Annotated in this window: 19 protein-coding genes; 9 read left to right on the forward strand and 10 right to left on the reverse strand. The window is 72.0% G+C overall.

The window, feature by feature from the left end:
* Positions 1 to 30 precede the first annotated feature (30 nt).
* On the reverse strand, positions 31 to 1,233 hold the full coding sequence (locus ACH4MY_RS18150; RefSeq protein ID WP_398004117.1) for a PP2C family protein-serine/threonine phosphatase: 1,203 nt from the start codon (positions 1,231 to 1,233) through the stop codon (positions 31 to 33).
* Between the two features lie 677 nt (positions 1,234 to 1,910).
* Here ACH4MY_RS18150 and ACH4MY_RS18155 point away from each other — a divergent pair.
* Both ACH4MY_RS18155 and ACH4MY_RS18160 read left to right on the forward strand, forming a co-directional pair.
* Positions 1,911 to 2,321, forward strand: a complete 411-nt coding sequence (locus ACH4MY_RS18155; protein WP_398004119.1) for a hypothetical protein — start codon at positions 1,911 to 1,913, stop codon at positions 2,319 to 2,321.
* Positions 2,322 to 2,660: 339 nt separating this feature from the next.
* Positions 2,661 to 2,798 carry a hypothetical protein gene (locus tag ACH4MY_RS18160; protein WP_398004120.1) on the forward strand — a complete coding sequence of 46 codons (138 nt, stop codon included), beginning with the start codon at positions 2,661 to 2,663 and terminating at the stop codon, positions 2,796 to 2,798.
* 216 nt (positions 2,799 to 3,014) lie between these two features.
* On the opposite strand, the gene ACH4MY_RS18165 is transcribed toward ACH4MY_RS18160, so the two are convergent.
* The 3 genes from ACH4MY_RS18165 to ACH4MY_RS18175 all read right to left on the reverse strand — a co-directional run bounded on the left by ACH4MY_RS18165 (position 3,015) and on the right by ACH4MY_RS18175 (position 4,442).
* Positions 3,015 to 3,458, reverse strand: coding sequence for a DUF2267 domain-containing protein (locus ACH4MY_RS18165; RefSeq protein WP_398004122.1), 444 nt, complete (start codon positions 3,456 to 3,458; stop codon positions 3,015 to 3,017).
* Between the two features lie 58 nt (positions 3,459 to 3,516).
* Positions 3,517 to 3,912, reverse strand: a complete 396-nt coding sequence (locus ACH4MY_RS18170; RefSeq protein ID WP_398004123.1) for a DUF2267 domain-containing protein — start codon at positions 3,910 to 3,912, stop codon at positions 3,517 to 3,519.
* Between the two features lie 98 nt (positions 3,913 to 4,010).
* Positions 4,011 to 4,442 carry an Hsp20/alpha crystallin family protein gene (locus ACH4MY_RS18175; protein ID WP_398004125.1) on the reverse strand — a complete coding sequence of 144 codons (432 nt, stop codon included), beginning with the start codon at positions 4,440 to 4,442 and terminating at the stop codon, positions 4,011 to 4,013.
* A 127-nt stretch (positions 4,443 to 4,569) separates the two neighbouring features.
* On the opposite strand from ACH4MY_RS18175, the gene ACH4MY_RS18180 reads away from it, so the two are divergent.
* The 3 genes from ACH4MY_RS18180 to ACH4MY_RS18190 all read left to right on the forward strand — a co-directional run bounded on the left by ACH4MY_RS18180 (position 4,570) and on the right by ACH4MY_RS18190 (position 8,497).
* Positions 4,570 to 5,217: a type III effector protein gene (locus tag ACH4MY_RS18180; RefSeq protein ID WP_398004127.1), complete on the forward strand. Its 648-nt coding sequence runs from the start codon at positions 4,570 to 4,572 to the stop codon at positions 5,215 to 5,217.
* A gap of 1,058 nt (positions 5,218 to 6,275) precedes the next feature.
* Positions 6,276 to 6,611, forward strand: a complete 336-nt coding sequence (locus ACH4MY_RS18185; RefSeq protein ID WP_398004129.1) for a MerR family transcriptional regulator — start codon at positions 6,276 to 6,278, stop codon at positions 6,609 to 6,611.
* Between the two features lie 518 nt (positions 6,612 to 7,129).
* Entirely contained in the window at positions 7,130 to 8,497 is a 1,368-nt protein-coding gene (locus ACH4MY_RS18190; RefSeq protein ID WP_398004131.1) for an MFS transporter, read from the forward strand.
* Between the two features lie 64 nt (positions 8,498 to 8,561).
* Here ACH4MY_RS18190 and ACH4MY_RS18195 read toward each other — a convergent pair whose 3' ends face one another.
* The 6 genes from ACH4MY_RS18195 to ACH4MY_RS18220 form a co-directional block, all read right to left on the reverse strand.
* Positions 8,562 to 10,454: a helix-turn-helix domain-containing protein gene (locus ACH4MY_RS18195; protein ID WP_398004133.1), complete on the reverse strand. Its 1,893-nt coding sequence runs from the start codon at positions 10,452 to 10,454 to the stop codon at positions 8,562 to 8,564.
* Between the two features lie 77 nt (positions 10,455 to 10,531).
* A complete protein-coding gene (locus ACH4MY_RS18200) occupies positions 10,532 to 11,389 on the reverse strand; it encodes a 3-hydroxybutyrate dehydrogenase (protein ID WP_398004134.1) in 858 nt (285 codons plus the stop codon).
* A 55-nt stretch (positions 11,390 to 11,444) separates the two neighbouring features.
* Entirely contained in the window at positions 11,445 to 11,927 is a 483-nt protein-coding gene (locus ACH4MY_RS18205; protein WP_398004136.1) for an NUDIX hydrolase, read from the reverse strand.
* Between the two features lie 48 nt (positions 11,928 to 11,975).
* Complete coding sequence (lnt, locus tag ACH4MY_RS18210; RefSeq protein ID WP_398004138.1) at positions 11,976 to 13,574, reverse strand: apolipoprotein N-acyltransferase; 1,599 nt, start codon at positions 13,572 to 13,574, stop codon at positions 11,976 to 11,978.
* 243 nt (positions 13,575 to 13,817) lie between these two features.
* Positions 13,818 to 14,381: a hypothetical protein gene (locus tag ACH4MY_RS18215; protein ID WP_398004140.1), complete on the reverse strand. Its 564-nt coding sequence runs from the start codon at positions 14,379 to 14,381 to the stop codon at positions 13,818 to 13,820.
* 119 nt (positions 14,382 to 14,500) lie between these two features.
* On the reverse strand, positions 14,501 to 15,295 hold the full coding sequence (locus tag ACH4MY_RS18220) for a glutamate racemase (RefSeq protein WP_398004141.1): 795 nt from the start codon (positions 15,293 to 15,295) through the stop codon (positions 14,501 to 14,503).
* Between the two features lie 58 nt (positions 15,296 to 15,353).
* On the opposite strand from ACH4MY_RS18220, the gene ACH4MY_RS18225 reads away from it, so the two are divergent.
* From ACH4MY_RS18225 to ACH4MY_RS18240, 4 genes are all read left to right on the forward strand, one after another.
* Positions 15,354 to 16,625, forward strand: a complete 1,272-nt coding sequence (locus ACH4MY_RS18225) for a glycosyltransferase (RefSeq protein WP_398004143.1) — start codon at positions 15,354 to 15,356, stop codon at positions 16,623 to 16,625.
* Positions 16,626 to 16,991: 366 nt separating this feature from the next.
* Positions 16,992 to 17,474: a DUF6643 family protein gene (locus tag ACH4MY_RS18230; RefSeq protein WP_398004144.1), complete on the forward strand. Its 483-nt coding sequence runs from the start codon at positions 16,992 to 16,994 to the stop codon at positions 17,472 to 17,474.
* A 55-nt stretch (positions 17,475 to 17,529) separates the two neighbouring features.
* Positions 17,530 to 18,354, forward strand: coding sequence for an MOSC domain-containing protein (locus ACH4MY_RS18235; RefSeq protein ID WP_398004146.1), 825 nt, complete (start codon positions 17,530 to 17,532; stop codon positions 18,352 to 18,354).
* Between the two features lie 184 nt (positions 18,355 to 18,538).
* A complete protein-coding gene (locus ACH4MY_RS18240) occupies positions 18,539 to 19,147 on the forward strand; it encodes a hypothetical protein (RefSeq protein WP_398004147.1) in 609 nt (202 codons plus the stop codon).
* Positions 19,148 to 19,337 lie beyond the last annotated feature (190 nt).

The following is a 19,337-nucleotide window of genomic DNA, read 5'->3' on the forward strand; positions in this document are numbered from 1 at the left end:
GGCGGTACCGCAGAACGCGCGGAGGCTCCGTCATCCGCGCCATTCGAGCAGGACGAGGGTGGCGTCGTCGGTGGTGGTCTCGCCGCGGGCCCGTCTGAGTGTGTGGGACAGATCGCGTGCCACGGCCCGTACGCTCCGGTCGGCCTGGTCCAGCCGGTGGACCCAGTCGATCAGCTGGTCCTCGCCGAACTCGTCCTGGCCGCTCTGGTGTTCTTCGACCAGGCCGTCGGTGAAGCAGAGGATGTGGTCCCCGGGCATGAGGGTCACTTCGCTGACCTTCGGCTGATCGCCGCCGAAGCCGACGGGGAGGGTCGTGGGGCTGTTCAGGCGGCGTACGACGCGGTGGTCGCGGATCAGCATGGGGGCGGGGTGTCCGGCGTTGACCCACTGGAGGCGGCCGGTGTCGGTGTCGAGCCGCAGCATCTGCGCGGTGACGAAGTGGTCGGGGGCGAACTGTTCGGCGACGGCCTGGTCCATGAAGAGGTAGATCTCGGACAGTTCGACGCTGGTGCGGCGGGCTTGCCGGTAGGCGCCGATGGCGACGGTCGCCATGGTCGCCGCGTCCAGGCCATGGCCCATGGCGTCGATCATGGCGAGGTGGAGGATGTCGCCGTTGAGGGCGTAGTCGAAGCTGTCGCCGGCCACGTCGTAGGCGGGTTCCAGGACTCCGGAGACGGCGACGCGAGGCATCGTCATGGCGAGCGGTGGCAGGAGGGACCACTGGATCTCGGCGGCGACGCTCATCGGTTCGCTGCGGCGGGTGCGGAAGAAGAGGTCGGTGTAGCCGTTCTTGGTCTGCATGGTGTCGGCGGCCACGGCCGCGAGCCTGCGCAGGATGCGACGAACGTCGTCGTCGACCGCGTCCAGGGTGACGGCCAGGACACCGGCCTGGTCGCCTCCGTCCAGCAGCGGAACGTGGACCCGCACCCCGTCGGCCAGCGGCACCTCGACCGGGCGCGAGGTGAGGAAGCAGCGGCCGGCCGCCGAATCGTCGATGGGCAGGGAATCGCCGCCCTCCAGCCCGTCCCCGGCGAGGGGGACCAGATCCTGCTGCCCGTAGTCCTGGAGAAGGATCTGTGCCTCCCGTCCCCCGAGCCGGGCGACCGCGTCGGCGAGGGCCGGCCCCACCCGGTCGGGCGGCAGCGCGTGAGCCTGGTCCAGGAACCCGCCAAGCAGCATCTCCCCGAAGCTCTCCGAGCGGTCGGGATCCCGGCCCTCGTACCGTCCGGTCATCCGGGACCTCCAGGCGGGCGGCGGGGCGACGCCCTGGTCCGGTGCCGAGGAGCCGGATCCGACGGCATCGCGGTGCGGCTTCCAGGATGCTCCGCGATGGCCGGGGCCGCCACGCGCGCCCCTCCGCTCTGCCTGCCCGCTCAGGGTTCCTCGGAGTGGGACCGGTGCCGCTCGGGGGTCTGCTGGTGGCCGGCCAGGACCGGCTGGTGCGGCAGTGTGGTCGGTGTCGACGGTGAAGAACTCCTGGGTCAGGATCCCTCGCCTCGACTACGCCCCGTCCGAACGCCTCCGCTTCATCCTCAGCGTTGGCCAGCCACACCGGGCGAGCGCATGGGCCGAGGCCGTGGTCCGTGAAGAGGAGGGGGAAGACGCCCCAGGTCAGACCGTCGTTGAGGTTGTTGACCAGTCCGGCTTGGCTGGCGCCGCGCAGGGAGCGGTTGCGCCAGGAGGTGCGGGCGGACGTGGCGGCCGGTCCCGTCTTCTCGCCGATGGGCAGGGGCGCGGCGTGCTGGGAGAGGTGCTCAGTGCGTGTGACGTCTGCCCGGGCACCGGGTTCGCCCGGCTGTCGTACGGGCAGGCCCGGGCGATGCTGGTCGGCACACGCCGCGAGATCCCCGAAGGCGAGATCCTGCCGGGGCACGATCTCCTATCCGCCGCCGTGCCCCTGAAGGATCGTCGTGAACCCGACCCCCGTCGTCCTGCACAACATCCGGATCATCGACGGCACCGGCGCCCCACCGGTCCCCGACGGAATCCTGGTCGTCGAGGACGCGCTCATCCGCTGGTGCGGCCCGGCTCACGAGGCACCCGACCTGCGCCGCGCGACCCGCGTGGACCTCGGCGGACGGACCGTCTGCCCGGGCTTCATCGACACGCACGTGCACTTCGCCCTACCCGGCCCCGCAGCGAACCCGCTGGCCGGCGCCGGAGAGCTCGTCAGCTACCGCACGCTGAGGGTGCTCGAACGGCTCCGGACCACCCTGCACAACGGGGTGACGACGGCACGCGACCTCATGGGCTCGACGCCGGCTTCCGCCGCGCGGTGGCCGAACGGCGCACCGCCGGACCCCGACTCCTCGTCGCCATGAGCATGCTCAGCCAGACCGCCGGCCACGCCGACTTCCGTCTACCCGGCGGCATCGACGCCCTCCAAGCCGCCGTCGCCTTCCCCGGCAGCCCGCCCGGGATCGTCGACACCGTCGACGACATCCGCACCCGAGTACGCGCCCTCGTCGCCGCCGGCGCCGACTGCATCAAACTCGCCGCCAGCGGAGGAGTCACCTCCCCGCACGACCAGCCCGACTGGCTCGGCCTGCGACCCGACATGGTCCGCGCCTCCGTCGAGGAGGCCGAGGCATACGGGGGCCTGCCCGTCGCGGTGCACGCGATCGGGGAGCCCCGGAATCGCCGCAGCCGTTCACTCCGGGGTGCGCAGCATCGAGCACGGCTACGCCCTGACCGACGAACTCCGCGCGCAGATGGCCGAACGAGGCCAGTACCTCGTGCCCACCCCGCTGGAGACCACGGCCGAACCCGACCCCGCCCACGTACCGCCGGCCGTGTAAGCCAAGGCCGTGCGCCGGCGTCGCATCGCGCCGGAGTCCGTGGCCCGCTCCGTCGCGGCCGGCATCCGCGTCGTGCGACCGACCTGGCCGGAGTCCTCACTCACGCGAGCCTGCCAGAGCTGACCGTGACGGACTGAGGCGGTGCGTCGGTCCGTCACGGCCCCGGCTTGGTGGGCTCCGTCGGAGCCGGCTCAACGGGGGCTGGCCGGGGGTGGTCTACGCGGCGGCGGTGAGTTCTGCCTGGCCGAACAGCAGGGACCAGCCGGTGGGGAGCTGGTGAAGGATGCGGGTGATCAGGTCGGTGCCGGCGCGGTCGGTGACGGCGGCGAAGACGGAGCCGGTGTCCCATCGGGTGGTCGCCAGGGAGGCGCCGGAACGGGCGGCGAGGTCCTTGACGAAGGCCCAGCCGGTCAGCGGCTGGGGGTCGGGGATCTGTGTGGTCAGCACGCGAGCGGCTTCGAAGGGCAGGCAGCGAGCCAGGTCGACGCGTTCGTCACCCGTCAGCTGACGTCCGAATCCCGCGAGGACCAGACGGACGGCTTCGTCGGCCCGCTCGCGCGTGGGGTAGGCGCCCTCGTAACGGACCTTCTCCAGCATCTGCTCGTACGCCGTCGAGTACGGCTGCTGGTGCTCAAGCGGTACGCGCATGTCGGAGATCATCGCGGTGCATGCCTTTCATAGAGAGGGGGGCGGCTGGTGCAGGCAGCCCCTGTGCAGGTCAGGTGGGCTGGGGGCGGCCGAAGAGAAGGTCGTAGCCGACGGGCAGCTGGAGCAGGATCTGCCCCAGTAGGTCTTCGCCTGCTGTGTCGGCGACGGTGGACAGCACGGCACCGATGTCCCAGGTAGCGGTCTGCTCGGTGGCGCCCTCGATCCACGCGGCGGTCGCGCGGACGAAGCGCTCCGGGGGCAGCGGCTCAGAGCTCTGCAACGGGTTGAGCAAGATCAGAGCGAAGGTCTCTGGCAAGCGTGCCGCGAGCTGAGCGCGGATCTCGCCGACCAGGTGCGCGCCGAGCAGGGCCAGCACTACGCGGGCCGCACGCTCGGCTTCGACCACAGTGTCGTATTGGCCGCGTTCCTTCACCTGCTCGAGGAACGCTTCGCGTCGCAAGGCCATCGGCCGTCACCCCTTTGTGTCGTCAGGCTGTCCACGAAGGTGCGGAGGGCGGGGAGGGGGAGATCAGGTATCCGCCCTCCGCACCGGTCCGGCCGGTGTCAGCCGGAGATCTCCCTGTGGCCGGAGCCGACGTCAATGGAGATCTTGCGGGGCTTGGCGCGCTCGGCGATCGGGATGCGCAGGGTGAGCACGCCCGCGTCGTAGTCGGCCTTGATGTGCTCGGTGTCCAGGGTGTCGGCGAGCACGATCTGGCGGGAGAAGACGCCCAGCGGCCGCTCGGACAGTTCCATCTGTACGTCACCGGCCTTCGCCACCGGCCGCCGCTCGGCCTTGACGGTGAGCATGTTCCGCTCGACGTCGATGTCGAGCGCGTCCGGGCTCACGCCGGGAATATCGAAGGCCACCACGTACTCGTCGCCTTCGCGGTAGGCGTCCATCGGCATCACCGACGGCTTCGACCAGGTACCCGAGGCCATCAGCTGCTGCGCCATCCGGTCCAGCTCACGGAAGGGGTCAGTGCGCATCAACATCGTGAAAACACCTCCAGCAGGTTCGAGCGGTTGCTGCCAATGCGCTGCACTGACACCGTTGTAACATGTCATCCATTGGATGACAAACGTGGTGTCGTCCACCTGATGACAGACCGTGGAGGTGCCCGTGACCGCAGCCGACCAGCCATCCACGACCCACACCGACGCTCACAGCCCGGCGTCCTTTCTCGCAGCCGCAGCGGCCCTTGCCGCCGTGGACGACGCACTGCGCGATGCCCAGCACGAAACCCCCGACCCCGCCGGCCCCGGCCCCGAGCAGGCGCTGGCCTCCCTCATGCTGCTCCGGCGGGTGCGCGAGCAGCTCGCCGGATGGGAGACGGGCCTGATCGAAACCGCCCGCGACGCCGGCGCCAGCTGGTCCGACCTCGCCGCGCCGCTCGGCGTCGCCAGCCGCCAAGCCGCCGAACGCCGCTACCTCCGCGGCCGCCCCGGCACCGGCGGCACCACCGGCGAACAGCGCGTGACAGCCACACGCCAGGCCAGAGCCGCCGAACGCGCCACCGCCACCTGGGCCCGCGCCAACGCCGCCGACCTGCGCCGCATCGCCGGACAGATCACCGCCCTCACCCACCTCGCGCCCGAAGCGCGCTCAGCCCAGATCGCCCTGCACGCCGCTCTCGGCACAGCCGATGCCGCCGAGCTCATCGCGCCCCTGGCCGGCATGCGTCCCTATCTCGATGCCCACCACACCGCCCTCGCCGAATCCCTGCGCGCCCTCGAAAGCAGACGCACGACAACGCCCGCAGAGGACTGACCCCCACCACGCACAGTCGCACCTCGCTTCCACGGCAAGACCACCTTCGTCACCGGTGCCCCTCCGGCATCGGCCGGGCCACCGCCCTCGCCTTCGCCCGCCCCGAAGTGCGGGTCGCCCTCGCCGACCTGCCCGTCGACGGCGGCTGCACCGCCCAGTAGGCCCTTTTTCGGCGGAGGAGTCCGCAGTCCGGCCTGCTGCGACATCGACGTTCATCGGGTCCATCTGGTCTCTGATCGTTGAAGCCTGTCTGCCTGCGCCCGGTTCTTCTGCCCCGCCCCGAGACAGATAGGCCAGGTGGGGCCCGCCGTGCGGCCTTCCCGGCGGGAGCCGATTACCTCTCCACCGGACACGCGAAAATCTGTGTTGGCCGGAGTAGACATTGGGTGGTGGTGTGGTTATGGTTTCTCTCGTAACCCAGAGAGATCGAAGGGCCCGGCAGAGACGAACTGCCGGGCAGCAGTACAGGTAGTTGCAGGACGGTGCGGTGGCGGAGTTTCGAAGCCGGAGCAGTTGCAGGACGGCGACGGGACTGGCGACCGGACCGGGCGGCCCGCAGTCATCAGGGGCCGCCGACAGCGGTTGACGCAGTGGCAGTACCCAGCAGTGAAGTGAGCGGTACCTCGGTGAAGGCGTCGGCTGCGGGCGCGCGCACCGGGAGGTTCGGCAGTGGGGTTCTAAGCCAGAGCAGACGCAGGACGGGCGACGGGGCTGGCTGCCGAAGAGTGACGCTCGTACAGGTCACCAGCAGTTCGCGGTATCAGCAGTACGCAGTCCCCATCGGTAAGGCAGTTCATTCAGAGGGAAGAATCGGAGGAACAGGCGCCATCAGGATCGCCCGGACGGATTGTAAGAGTCCGGGTACCGCAGGACATCGATAGTGAGGTGGTCTCCGGTCAAGCAACCGCGATCCCCGCACCCCCGACAGCATCAAGGTCGGGCAGGCGGAAACAGAAGGCCGGCGCAGCACCAGGGCCGGCAGATGGTATAGCAGTTCCTTCGGGGCCCGGGCGCGAACAAGCGCCCGGGCCCCTCCGCGCGTTGCACAGAGAGGTGACATGACAGCAGACGATTCCTTCGGCCGTCTCGACGACGACGACTACCCCGCATACACGATGGGCCGAGCCGCCGAAATGCTCGGCACCACCCAGGGCTTCCTCCGCGCCATCGGCGAAGCCCGCCTCATCACCCCGCTGCGCTCCGCCGGCGGACACCGCCGCTACTCCCGCTACCAGCTGCGCATCGCCGCCCGCGCCCGCGAGCTCGTCGACCAGGGCACCCCGATCGAGGCGGCCTGCCGCATCGTCGTTCTCGAAGACCAGCTCGAAGAAGCCCAGCGCATCAACGCCGAACACCGCAACGCCGCCGGACCGGCGAACCCGACGACCGCCTGAGCGGGCTGAGACCCGCGACTCCCGCCTGCTCCTCGGCGTCCTCGTCGAGCCGGGCGGCGTCTGGGTCGCGCCGGGGGGCGGCCGTCCGCATCAGGTCCACGGTCTCGCCGATCCGCCCGTACTCGGCCAACACCTGCCCCAGCCGGATGTGCCGCAGCGCCAAGGATTCAGACCCAACCGCGCCCGGTCCGCCCCATGTGCACAGGTTCCACTCTCCGTAGTCAGCACCAAGTCAGCACGGGAGAGGTGAGCACGGTTGCTGACATGGGGTTTCAGCCAGCACGAACCCAGCACGGGAGTCAGCACGGTGGTCCCAAGTCATCCCCGATCAGCGCAGTACGGACAGGAACTAGTTCGGCCACCGCGGGGGCTCCGCGAGGCCACGAAGAGGGGCCATGGATGCCGGGCGCATGCGGGGGCGTCGAACTATGGTGTCCCACCACATACGCCCGTGACCTGCGGCTTCCTACGGTGTGGCGACACCGAAACGTCCCCGCACATGCCTGGAAGTGGTGCACATGGCCGCCGCAACAACCTCCCCGACGCCACCCGGATCCCTCAAGAGAATCGTCGCCGCCAGCCTCATCGGCACCACCATCGAGTGGTACGACTTCTTCCTGTACGGGTCCGCCGCCGCGCTCGTGTTCAACAAGCTGTTCTTTCCCGAGTCCGATCCGCTGGTCGGGACCCTGCTGTCCTTCCTGACGTACGCGGTCGGGTTCGCCGCCCGGCCCCTCGGGGCGCTGGTGTTCGGGCACTACGGGGACCGGCTCGGGCGGAAGAAGCTGCTGGTGGTGAGCCTGCTGCTGATGGGCGGGGCGACGTTCGCCATCGGGCTGTTGCCGACGCACGCGACCGTCGGGGCCGCCGCTCCGGTGCTGTTGACCGTGCTGCGGCTCGTGCAGGGGTTCGCGCTCGGCGGTGAGTGGGGCGGGGCCGTCCTGCTCGTGTCCGAGCACGGGGACGCCAAGCGGCGCGGGTTCTGGGCCTCCTGGCCGCAGACCGGCGCGCCCGCCGGGCAGTTGCTCGCGACCGGTGTGCTGTCCGCGCTGACCGCGCTGCTCTCCGAAGACTCCTTCGTCTCCTGGGGCTGGCGCATTCCCTTCCTGCTCTCCGGTGTGCTGGTGATCGTCGGCCTCTGGATCCGGCTCTCCGTCGACGAGTCGCCCGTCTTCAAGGCGGCCCTCGCCGCCGCCGAGGAGCGCAAGGCGGTCGCCGGGCAGGCCGAGAAGATGCCGCTGGTCGCGGTGCTGCGTCACCACTGGCGCGATGTGCTGATCGCGATGGGCGCCCGCATGGCGGAGAACATCTCGTACTACGTGATCACCGCGTTCATCCTGGTGTACGCGACCACGCAGGTCGGCCTCTCCAAGCAGACCGCGCTGAACGCGGTCCTCATCGGTTCCGCCGTCCACTTCGTGGTCATCCCGCTCTGGGGCGCGCTGTCCGACCGGATCGGCCGCCGTCCCGTGTACCTCATCGGCGCGGTCGGTGTCGGTGCCTGGATGTTCCCGTTCTTCACGCTCATCGACCGGGGCACCTTCGGCAGCCTGCTGCTCGCGGTCACCGTCGGTCTGATCCTGCACGGGGCGATGTACGCGCCGCAGGCCGCCTTCTTCTCCGAGATGTTCGCGACCCGGATGCGCTACTCCGGTGCCTCCATCGGCGCCCAGTTCTCCTCCGTGGCCGCCGGCGCGCCCGCCCCGCTCATCGCGACCGCGCTGCTCGCCGACTACGGCGACTCGACGCCGATCGCCCTGTACGTGATCGCCGCCGCGCTGCTCACCGTGGTCGCCATCGCCTGCGCCAAGGAGACCCGCGACCGTGACCTCGGGGAGATCGAGGAGCGGACCCCCGCCGATGCCAAGGTCGGCGTCGACGCCTGAGACGCACGACTCCCGTACGCGGCCCCCGGCCCCGCTCGTCGACGAGCGGGGCCGGGGGCCGCGTTCACTTTCCCGTCACCGCGTCCGACAGGGCGTGCAGGCGCAGTGCCAGCTGGATCTCCAGCGCGCGGGCCGGGGACTGCCAGTCCGGGCCGAGGAGTCGGCCGACCCGTTCCAGGCGCTGGGCCACCGTGTTGACGTGGACGTGGAGTTCGTCCTTCGTACGGGCCGGGCTCATGCCGCTCGCGAAGTAGGCGTCCAGGGTCCGCACCAGGTCGGTGCCCCTGCGGCGGTCGTAGGCGACGACCTGGCCGACGGTCCGCTCGACGAAGCCGTCGATGTCCCGGCCGTCGGCGAGGAGCAGGCCGAGGAAGCCGAGGTCCTCGGCGGCGGCGCCCTGGCCCGAGCGGTGCAGCAGCCGGAGCGCGTCGAGGCAGCGGCGGGCCTCCTCGTACGCGACGGCGACCTGGTCCGGGTGGTCCAGCGGGGCCCGTACGGGGGCGGAGGCACCGACGGTGACGGGTTCGCGCAGGGTGCCGCCAAGGTTCCGCGCGGTCTGCCGGGCGAGGTCGGCGGCGCTCTCACCGGGGCCGAGGGGCAGCAGCAGGACCGTTCCGCCGTCGCGGGCCGAGGCGAGCCCGTGGCGGGTGGCCGCCAGGTGGGTGGCCGCCGACCAGAGGCGCTGCCGGTCGGCGCTCTCGCGTCCGCCGGCATCGGTGTCGGCGGCGGCGCCGGCCCGGTCGATCCGGGCGGCGAGCACCACGTGCGGGGCCGCGCTGTCGGTACGGAGCCGGGCGGCGCGCTCCCGGAGCAGGCTCCGGTCCCGGTCGGGGGCGTCCAGGAGGTCGTCGAGGAGCTCGCCCCGTACCCGCTGCTCGGCCTCGCCCGCGGAGCGGCGGGCGAGCAGGAGCAGGGACGTGACCAGGGCGGCCCGCTCCAGGGTGCGCTGGTCGACCGGGTCGAGGTCGGGGTGGCCGTGGAGGACCAGGGCGCCCAGGCTCTCGCCTCCGGCGGAGACGTCGGCGATCCAGTCCTCGCCCTCGCGGACCGCGTGGCCCCCGGCGCGGCGGGCGGTCCCGGCCCCCTCGTCGGTGAACTCGACGGTGCCGCCGAGGACTTCGGAGACGGCGTCGGCCACGTCGTGGACGCCTCCGCCGTGCAGGACGAGCTCGGAGAGCCGGTCGTGGACCTCCGAGGCCCGCTCGATGACGCCGCTGTGCTCGCGGATGATGTCGTTGGCGCGCTCCAGCTCCGCGAGGGCCGAGCGGGTCTCCGCGAGGAGGTTGGCCGTGTCGATGGCGACGGCGGCGTGGGCGGCGAAGGAGCACAGCAGCGCGACCTGCTCGCGCTCGAAGACCCTGGCCCTGCGGTCGGCTGCGAAGAGGACGCCGATGACCTGGCTGCCGAGGCTGAGCGGCACGCCGAGGATGGCGACGAGGCCCTCGTCGCGTACGGCCGTGTCGATCGTCCGGGTGTGCTGGAAACGCGCGTCGTCGAAGTAGTTGGCGGTGACGTACGGGCGGGCGGTCTGGGCGACGAGCCCGCCGAGGCCCTCGCCCATGCCCAGCCGCACCTGCTGGAAGCGCGCGGAGACGGAACCCTCGGTGACCCGCATGTACGTGTCGCCCGCGGCCGGGTCGTTGAGGCTCAGATAGGCCACCTCGGTGCCGAGGAGCGAGCGGGCGCGCTGGACGATGGCGCGCAGCACGGCGTCCAGGTCGCGGAGTCCCGCGAGGTCGTGGGCGGTCTCGAAGAGAGCGGAGAGTTCCGCCTCGCGCCGTCGCCGCCCCTCCAGCTCGGCCCGGACCCGCAGGGCGAGGTGCTTGGCCTCTTCGAGCCCGGCCAGCTCCTCGGGGCCCGCGCCGCTCGCACGGGCGAGCAGCACGGGCCTGTCGTAGGCCTCCGTCGCGGCTCCTCGGGCGAGGAGTTCGAGATAGGAGACGTGTTCGTGGGACATGGACACAGGGATACCTGCCGAACGTGTGGTCGCACCACCCCTGTGGACAACCTTCACAGGGACATCAGGGGTATCCCTCAGTGAGCGGTCCAGCCGCCGTCGAGGGTGAGGGAGGTGCCGGTGATGAACGAGGCCTGCGGGGTGCAGAGGTAGAGGACGGCCTCGGCGATCTCGTCGGGTTCGATGAGCCGCTTGAGCGCCGAGTCCTTCAGCAGGACCTCGGGGAGGACGCGCTCCGGCGGGATGCCGTGGGCGGCGGCCTGGTCGGCGATCTGCCGCTCGACGAGCGGGGTGCGCACATAGCCGGGGTTGACGCAGTTGGAGGTGACCCCGTGCGGGGCGCCTTCGAGTGCGGCGGTCTTGGAGAGACCCTCCAGACCGTGTTTGGCGGCCACATACGCGGACTTGAAGGCGGAGGCGCGCAGCCCGTGGACGGAGGAGATGTTGACGATCCGGCCCCAGCCCTGGGCGTACATGTGGGGCAGGGCGCCCCGGATGAGCCGGAAGGGCGCTTCCAGCATCACCGTGAGCACGGTGTGGAAGACGTCCGGGGGGAACTCCTGGATGGGGCGGACGAGCTGGAGTCCGGCGTTGTTGACGAGGATGTCGGCGCCGTCGGCGGCCGCCTCCGCGGCGTCCAGGTCGGTGAGGTCGAGGAGCCGGGGTTCGAGGGTCCCGGGGAGTACGGCGGCCTCCTCGGCCAGCGTCTCCAGGCCCTCGGCCGCCCGGTCGACGGCTCTGACCCGGGCCCCCGCGGCGGCGAGCCGCAGGGCGCAGGCGCGCCCGATTCCGCCGGCCGCGCCGGTGACGAGCGCGGTGCGGCCGGTGAGGTCGAGGGTGACGGCGCGGGGCCGGGGTGCGGCGGCGGGGGAACCAAGGCCGGACGCGGAATCGGGACCCGGTACGGCGTCGAGGGCGGTGATGGAGGCGCTCATGCTCCGCACCCTATGAAGGGGCCACTCCCCCACCGATGTGTTTCGAGCCCATAGTTCAGCTGGTTGCTGTGGTGCGGAACCATGTGGGTTCGTCGGCCAGCGCCTTCTCGATCCGCAGGTACGAGAATCGCTTCATCTCCGGCAGGTCGTCCACGTCGAACCAGCCCACCTCGGTGGACTCGTCGTCGTTCACACGGGCCTCACCGCCCACCGCGCGGCAGCGGAACGACACGTCCATGAACTGGCAGTGGTCGCCGTTGGGGTAGACGACGGGCTTACGGAGGGTCTCGACGAGCACGATCCGCTCGACCTCGACGCGTACGGCGGTCTCCTCGTACACCTCGCGCACCGCGCAGTCTGCGGGCTGCTCGCCGGGTTCGACGATGCCTCCGATGATCGCCCAGCGCCCGTTGTCGGCGCGCCGTCCGAGCAGCACCCGGCCCCGGTCGTCGAAGACGACGGCGCTCACCCCGGGCAGGAAGAGGAGCTGGTGGCCGGCTGTCTCGCGCAGGGCCCGGATGAAGTCAGGGGTAGCCATGCACTCGACCCTAGATCACGTTCGGTACGGACCCCGGGCGGCCCCGCCTCACTCCGCGCGGGTGCGCCGGGCCCGTACCGAACGGAACGCCGACCAGCCGAGGCCGGCCGCCGCGAGCGCCACGAGCAGCGCCTCCGGCAGGGTGCCCATCCGGGTCGCCGGGGTCAGCGAGGAGCGCAGCGGCACCTTCTCGACCAGGACGTCCGGGGTGAACATCTTCGTCTCCGCGACGATCTCGCCGTCGGGGCGGATGACCGCGCTGACCCCGCTGGTGACGGGCACGACCACCGAGCGGCTGTGTTCGACGGCCCGCACCCGCGACATCGCGAGCTGCTGGTAGGTCATCTCGCTGCGGCCGAAGGTGGCGTTGTTGCTGGGGACCGAGATGAGCTGGGCGCCGTGGGTGACCGTGTCGCGCACGGCCCAGTCGAAGGCCGCCTCGTAGCAGGTGGCGAGTCCGACCTTGGTGCCGGCCAGGTCGAAGACACCGATCTTCGTGCCGGCGCCGAAGTCGCGGCTCACCCGGTCGACGTTGCTGTTGAAGACACGGACGACGGACCGCATCGGGATGTACTCGCCGAAGGGCTGGACGTGCCGCTTGTCGTAGGTGTCGACGGGGCCCCGGTCCGGGTCCCACTCGATGAGCGTGTTGCGGAGCTTGCCGGTCGGGGGTGCGACGACCGCGCCGACGACGGTCGGCACGCCGATCGCCCGGACGGCACCGTCGATGACCTCGGCCGCGTCGGGGTTCGCGTACGGGTCGATGTCGGAGGAGTTCTCGGGCCAGAGCACGAAGTCGGGCTGCGGCGCGCGGCCCGCCTTGACGTCCTCGGCGAGTTCGCGTGTACGGGCGACGTGGTTGTCCAGGACGGCCCGGCGCTGGGAGTTGAAGTCGAGGCCGAGACGGGGCACGTTGCCCTGGACGGCGGCGACGGTGGCGGTGCCGTCCTCGGCGGAGTCGTCGACCAGGGGCAGCGCCGCGAGGGCGCCGGTGACCGGGACGAGGACGGAGAGGGCGGCGGCGGCGAGCGGGCCGCGCGGGACGGTGCCGGTGGCGCGGTGGACCTGGATCTGCCGGTACGTCTCGTACAGGCCGAAGCCGCAGAGGGCGACGGCGAAGCCGAGCACGGGGGTGCCGCCGACCGCCGCGAGGGGCAGGAAGACCCCGTCCGCCTGGCCGAAGGCGATCTTGCCCCAGGGGAAGCCGCCGAACGGCACGCGCGCGCGTGCCGCCTCCGCGAGGATCCACACCCCGGCGGCGAAGACCGGCCACCACGGGAGCCGGGAGACGGCCGCGATGCCGAGGCCCGCGGCGGCGACGAACAGTGCCTCCAGGGCGGCGAGGGCCAGCCAGGGGCCGGCGCCCACCTCCTCGCCGGTCCAGACGAGGAGCGGCAGCAGGAAGCCGAGCCCGGCGAGATAGCCGAGACCGAAGCCGGCGCGGAGACGGCGGCCCCGCAGGCTCCAGCCCAGCAGGGCGAAGGCGGGCAGCGCGAGCCACCACAGGGGGCGCGGCGGGAAGCTCAGGTAGAGCAGGAACCCGGACAGCAGAGCCGCCCCGGGCCGCACGAACCGCCGCAGCCGGGAACCCGGCGTGGGTGCGGTGTCGGTACCGGACGCGTCGACGGGGGTGATGGTGGCGCTCACCTTGCGGAGTCTACGGGTCGTTCCTGTCGACCGGGCGGGCGGTGGGGCCGGGCGCGCGGCCCGGATGACCTGCCCGGACGCCGGGACTCCGCGGCTTCGGGACTCCGGGGCTCGGGGGCTCGGGGCTTGGGGGCTCGGGGGCTTCGCGACTCCGGGCGTCACCGACTCCGGGCGTCACCGACTCCCGACGTCACCGGCTCCGAAGTCACCGGCCCCGGCATCGGCCCCCGGCATCGGCGTGGTTCACACGCCGGTCGGTGTGGGCGGGGCGGGCGGGGCCATGTGGCGGAGGTGGCCGCGGATGAAGAGGACCGCGGACTCGGCGTCGTCGACGGTGACGGTGAACGTCCGTCCGTCGCCGAGGCGGAGGATCAGGCCCTCGCCGCGCCGGACGATCACCGCCGTCCCCTGCTCGGGGCGCCAGCGGTATCCCCAGCCGCCCCACTGCCGCGGGGTGACGCTCGGCTCGAAGTCGGCGCCGACGACAAGGGAGAGGGGGATACGGCGGCGCGGCACGCCGATGTGGCCGCAGCGGACCTCCATGGCGTGGTCGTCGACCTTCACGGCCACATGGACGAAGGCGAGCGTGCCGAAGAGGACGAGCAGTCCGGCGGCGACACAGCCGATGACGGCCATCAGAAGGGGTGCGATGCCCGAGGTCCAGGCCGATTCGACGGCCAGCGTGATGCCGAGAGCCATACAGGCGGCACCGGCGGCCGCCGCGAGCCACTGGAAGCGGTTCGTGGCACGGCCGGTCCAGACGGCGGGCGGCTTGTCGGCGTGCTGATTCGGGGCATGCTCCCTCATATCGGGAAGAGTACCCAGGTTCCGTCGGGACAGCCCGCCGGAGCGAGGCCGTCCGCACACGCTCCGTGATCCACCGGGCTCTCGCCCGTACCGCTGCGAGCGGCGTCGGGGCTCCCCGCTCAGTGAGCGGGCGCGGCCGCCCCCAGGAGGCGTCCTTCGGCGTAGCCGAGGGCGGTGGCGGGGAGCGGTCCGGGGCGTCCGGAGAGCAGGACGGAGAGGGTTCCGGTGGGGTCCGCGTCGGGGGCGGGTTCGGCGCCGATGCGGCGCAGGGCCTGTGCGGCGACGGCGTCGGCCGAGCCGTGGAAGACGAGCGGGGGCAGTCCGTCCCGGCCGCGGGCTTCGAGGGCGGCGAGGATCTGGTCCTCGACCAGTTCGTAGTGGGTGCAGCCGAGGACGAGGGAGCGGACGTCGCGGGGGGTGAGTGCGGCGGCCGCGGTGACGGCCCGGTCCACGGCCTCGGGGTCGACGTACTCCACGGCGTCGGCGAGTCCCGGGCAGGGCACCTCGATGACCTCGGCGCCGTCGGCGAAGTCGCGGATGAGCCCGCGCTGGTAGGCGCTTCCGGTGGTGGCCGGGGTGGCCCAGATGGCGACCTTGCCGCCGCCGGCGGCGGCGGGCTTGATCGCGGGCACGGTGCCGATGACGGGGATGTCCGGTTCGAGGGCGGCGCGGATGGCGGGCAGCGCGTGCACGGTGGCGGTGTTGCAGGCCACGATCAGCGCCGCGGGGCGGTGCTCGGCGGCGGCGAGCGCGACGGCCAGGGCGCGCTCCGTGAGGTCCTCGAAGGTACGCGGTCCCCAGGGCATGCCGTCGGGGTCGTTGGAGAGGAGCAGATCGGCGTCCGGCCGGAGGCGCCGCACCGCGGCCGCTGCCGGGAGGAGGCCGATTCCGGAGTCCATGAGCGCGATCTTCACCCGGTCACCCTAGCCGATGAGCCTTGTGACCCCCTTGTTCTGGGGCAGACTGCCGCGAATGGACACCCTCGCCTGGTTCGCGCTCGGTTCCCTGGCCGTCTGGGTCTGGCTGCTGCTGGGCCAGGGGTTCTTCTGGCGTACGGACCAGCGGCTGCCGTCGGCCTCCCGCGGCGGCGTACCCGGGGAGCGCCGGACGGACCGGAGACCGCCGGCACACACGGAGACGGACCACACGGAGACGGACCGGAGGTCGCTGACCCGCGCGGAGCCGGACCGGTGGCCGCGCGTGGCCGTCGTGGTGCCCGCGCGGGACGAGGCCGGGGTGCTGCCGCTGAGTCTGCCGTCGCTGCTCGCGCAGGACTATCCGGGCGTCGCGGAGGTGATCCTCGTGGACGACGGGAGTACGGACGGCACGGGGAGGCTCGCCGCGGAGCTGACAGCCCGCCACGGGGGGCTGCCGCTGACCGTGGTGTCGCCGGGCGAGCCGGAGCCCGGCTGGACGGGGAAGCTGTGGGCGCTGCGGAACGGCATGGCACTGGCACGCGCGCGTGGACCGGAGTTCCTGCTCCTGACGGACGCGGACATCGCTCATGAGGCGGACAGCCTCCGTCTTCTGGTGTCGGCGGCGGTGGAGTACGAGCTGGATCTGGTGTCGCAGATGGCCCGGCTCCGGGTGGTGACCCTCTGGGAGCGTCTGGTCGTGCCGGCGTTCGTCTACTTCTTCGCGCAGCTCTATCCCTTCCGCTGGATCAACCGGGCGCGGCCGCTCGCGACGGCCGCCGCGGGCGGCTGTGTGCTGCTGCGGACGGAGACGACGGTGGCCGCGGACGTGCCGGAGGCGATCCGGCAGGCGGTGATCGACGATGTGTCGCTGGCGCGGGCGGTGCGGCGGGCCGGTGGGCGGATCTGGCTGGGGCTCGCGGAGCGGGTCGACAGCGTGCGCCCGTATCCGGGGCTCGGCGAGCTCTGGCGGATGGTCGCGCGGAGCGCGTACGCGCAGCTGCGGCACAACCCGCTGCTGCTCGTGGGGACGGTGGCGGGGCTCGTGCTCGTCTACCTGGTGCCACCCGTGGCCCTGGTGGCGGGTGCGGTGAGCGGGAGCGGGGTGGCGGCCTGGGCGGGTGGGGTGGCCTGGGCGGTGATGGCGGGGACGTACGTCCCGATGCTCCGCTACTACCGGCAGCCGCTGTGGCTCGCTCCGCTGCTGCCCTTCACCGCGTTCCTCTATCTCCTGATGACGGTGGACTCGGCGGTGCGGCACTATCGGGGCGTCGGTGCGGCGTGGAAGGGCCGGACGTACGCGCGCCCGGAGGCGGCACAGGACCGGTGACCGGGCTGTCGCGGCGTAACGGAAATGGTTTTTCCGACACAGGGAGTAGCGCCGTCAATTCGGCGCGTACACAGCACCCCGGGCATCCGCGGATTGACGCTTAATCATGCCCATGATCACTTCCCCCACCCCCTCTCGGCACTTTTTCTTTATGTGTTCTTCATGCCCGGGTCCCCGGACTCGGCGGGCGACGCCCGACCCGCCGGTAACCCCCTCCGAACTCGGCTTTTACACGATCTTGAGACTCATCGGCGCCCGTTTTTGTCACGTTCGCTCTGATTGGGGATCCACTTCTTCACGAAGCCCGTCAAACAACCCTCTAATCAGGCTCCCCAACCAGCACATCGTGGGCTTAACTTATGTGCCATGACCTCCCCCCGCTCCACCTATGGAGGCGGTTACCACACCGCGCCGTCCTTCCCGGACACCCCGATCTACGACTCCCTGGTCGCGGAGCGGGGCACGCCTCAGATCGCCCCGATCCGAGTGCCCGCCGCCTACGACACCGGCAGCAGCTTCCCCTCGAGCGGTTCCTATCTGCCGGCGCTCCCCGCGGCACTGCCCGCCCTCCCGGCGGCGCCCACCCCGCAGCCCTCCTACGGCAACGGCTACGGATACCCGCAGCCCACGCCGCAGATGGCACCGGTGCCCCTGCAGCACGCCCCCGCCCCGTACATCCCGCAGCAGCAGGTGGCCCCGCGCGGCTACCAGGGCGGTCAGTACCCCCAGCAGGCCCGTCCCGCCCCCGCGGGATACGAGGCGATGCGTCCGGCGGCGCCCCGTCCCGCCCCCGCGCCCGTGCAGTACGACGACCCGTACAACCGTCCCTACCAGGGCGGGGGTTACTGACCGGCTTTCGCACACCGGACGACGTCGGGTCCGGAGCGGCTGGCAGGATGACCGTATGCCGACTCCTGTGCTCCGCTCCGTCCACGTCCACCCGGTGAAGGCCATGCGGGCGCTGGCCCGCACGGAGGCCGAGGTACAGCCCTGGGGGCTGGCCGGAGACCGCCGCTGGGCCGTTGTCGACTCCGCGAGCAAGGTCGTGACCCAACGCCGTCACCCCCGGATGGCGTTGGCCACGGCGGAGCCGCTGCCGGGCGGTGGGATCACCCTGTCCGCCCCCGGACAGCCGTCGCTGACCGTCGAGGTACCGCACCCCTCGGCCACGCTCACGGTGGAGATCTTCGACAAGCCGGTGGAGGCGGTCCCGGCGGGCCCCGTCGCGGCCGCCTGGCTCTCCGCGTATCTGGAGGGCGAGTTCCGGCTCGTCCACATGGACGCGCCCGAACACCGGCGGCCGGTCGACCCGGACTACGCACTGCCCGGTGAGACGGTGAGCTTCGCGGACGGCTATCCGCTGCTCGTCACCACGGCGTCCTCGCTCGACGCCCTCAATTCACTGATCGCGCAGGGAGACCACGCCCACGAGGGTCCCCTGCCGATGAACCGGTTCCGGCCGAACCTGGTGATCGAGGGAGCCGCGCCCTGGGCGGAGGACGGCTGGACACGGCTCGCCGTCGGAGAGGTCACCTTCCGGGTCGCCCGGCCCTGCGGGCGCTGTGTCGTCACCACCACGAACCAGTTCACCGCCGAGCGCGGCAAGGAACCGCTGCGCACGCTCGCCCGGCACCGCAAGAACGACGGCCGGGTCATCTTCGGCCAGAACCTCGTCCCCGAGCACACCGGCACGGTCCGGGTCGGCGACGAGGTGAAGATCCTGGACTGAAGCACCCCCGGAACACCCCCACGGAACACCCCCACCGAACACCTCCGCGGAAGCCCCCCTCCGAAGCCGGCCGGGAACCGGGCCCTCGGGGGACTCCCGTCACACTTCACCTGCCCGACAGGCGGGGAACCCTCCCCCGGGGCACACTCGTTGGAGGAACGGTGGACGACGAGAGGGTTCCGGCGTGCGCTCAGCCATCGGACTCTGGCGCTGGCGGCACAATCCCCTGCGCCGGACCACTGATCTCGTCGAGGCCTGGGTCGCCTTCGCGGCGCTCGCCCTGCTCTGTCTCGTGGCGCCCCTGACCGGCTGGGCCGCCGGCGCCTCCGCCCACGGCTCGCTCCAGCGCGCGGTCCGCACCCAGCAGGAACAGCGCGTACCGACGACGGCCCGGGTGGTACGCCCCGCAGACCGTCCGGCGAGCGCCCCGGCCAGCACCGAGGCGGCCGGCGAGGACCGTCTGCGCCGCTCCGTGGTGGCCCGGTGGACCGCGCCCGACGGCTCGGCCCGTACGGGGACGGTGACCACGGCCCGGCGGAACTCCGCCCCCGGTTCGGCCTTCCCGCTCTGGACCGACCGGCACGGACAGCCGGTGGCGCCCCCCATGCACCCCGACACGGCGCGGGCGCACGCGATCATCGCCGGGGTGACCGCCGCGCTCCTGGCGGGCCTCATGGTGGAGACCGTCCGCCGCCTCGCCGTACGCCGGCTCGTGCTGATGCGGTACGCGCGCCTCGACCGTGCCTGGGCCGCGGCGGGCCCCGACTGGGGCCGCACCGGAACCGGCAGCTGAACCGGCGGGACGAACGGACCCGGAACCCGACCGAGGCCGACCGACATCGACCACCCGTGACCGCCCCCGACCGTGCGTGACGTGCTCCCCGAGCCCTCTCCGCCGTCGTACCGGCACGGGCCCACGACCCGTCAACCCCGTGCCGCCGCGCGCGCTACGGTGGGGCATCGGATCAGCGGCGAGGCATGAG

It is taken from the genome of Streptomyces sp. NPDC017246, assembly GCF_044331325.1.
In the GTDB taxonomy this organism is placed as follows: Bacteria; Actinomycetota; Actinomycetes; order Streptomycetales; family Streptomycetaceae; genus Streptomyces.

Excerpts from the sequence above, each read along its gene's own strand:
- ACH4MY_RS18150 (WP_398004117.1), bottom strand. The coding sequence starts at position 1,233 with ATGACCGGACGGTACGAGGGCCGGGATCCCGACCGCTCGGAGAGCTTC.
- ACH4MY_RS18165 (WP_398004122.1), bottom strand. The coding sequence starts at position 3,458 with ATGATCTCCGACATGCGCGTACCGCTTGAGCACCAGCAGCCGTACTCG.
- ACH4MY_RS18170 (WP_398004123.1), bottom strand. The coding sequence starts at position 3,912 with ATGGCCTTGCGACGCGAAGCGTTCCTCGAGCAGGTGAAGGAACGCGGC.
- ACH4MY_RS18175 (WP_398004125.1), bottom strand. The coding sequence starts at position 4,442 with ATGTTGATGCGCACTGACCCCTTCCGTGAGCTGGACCGGATGGCGCAG.
- ACH4MY_RS18185 (WP_398004129.1), top strand. The coding sequence starts at position 6,276 with ATGACAGCAGACGATTCCTTCGGCCGTCTCGACGACGACGACTACCCC.
- ACH4MY_RS18190 (WP_398004131.1), top strand. The coding sequence starts at position 7,130 with ATGGCCGCCGCAACAACCTCCCCGACGCCACCCGGATCCCTCAAGAGA.
- ACH4MY_RS18195 (WP_398004133.1), bottom strand. The coding sequence starts at position 10,454 with ATGTCCCACGAACACGTCTCCTATCTCGAACTCCTCGCCCGAGGAGCC.
- ACH4MY_RS18200 (WP_398004134.1), bottom strand. The coding sequence starts at position 11,389 with ATGAGCGCCTCCATCACCGCCCTCGACGCCGTACCGGGTCCCGATTCC.
- ACH4MY_RS18205 (WP_398004136.1), bottom strand. The coding sequence starts at position 11,927 with ATGGCTACCCCTGACTTCATCCGGGCCCTGCGCGAGACAGCCGGCCAC.
- ACH4MY_RS18215 (WP_398004140.1), bottom strand. The coding sequence starts at position 14,381 with ATGAGGGAGCATGCCCCGAATCAGCACGCCGACAAGCCGCCCGCCGTC.
- ACH4MY_RS18225 (WP_398004143.1), top strand. The coding sequence starts at position 15,354 with ATGGACACCCTCGCCTGGTTCGCGCTCGGTTCCCTGGCCGTCTGGGTC.
- ACH4MY_RS18230 (WP_398004144.1), top strand. The coding sequence starts at position 16,992 with ATGACCTCCCCCCGCTCCACCTATGGAGGCGGTTACCACACCGCGCCG.
- ACH4MY_RS18235 (WP_398004146.1), top strand. The coding sequence starts at position 17,530 with ATGCCGACTCCTGTGCTCCGCTCCGTCCACGTCCACCCGGTGAAGGCC.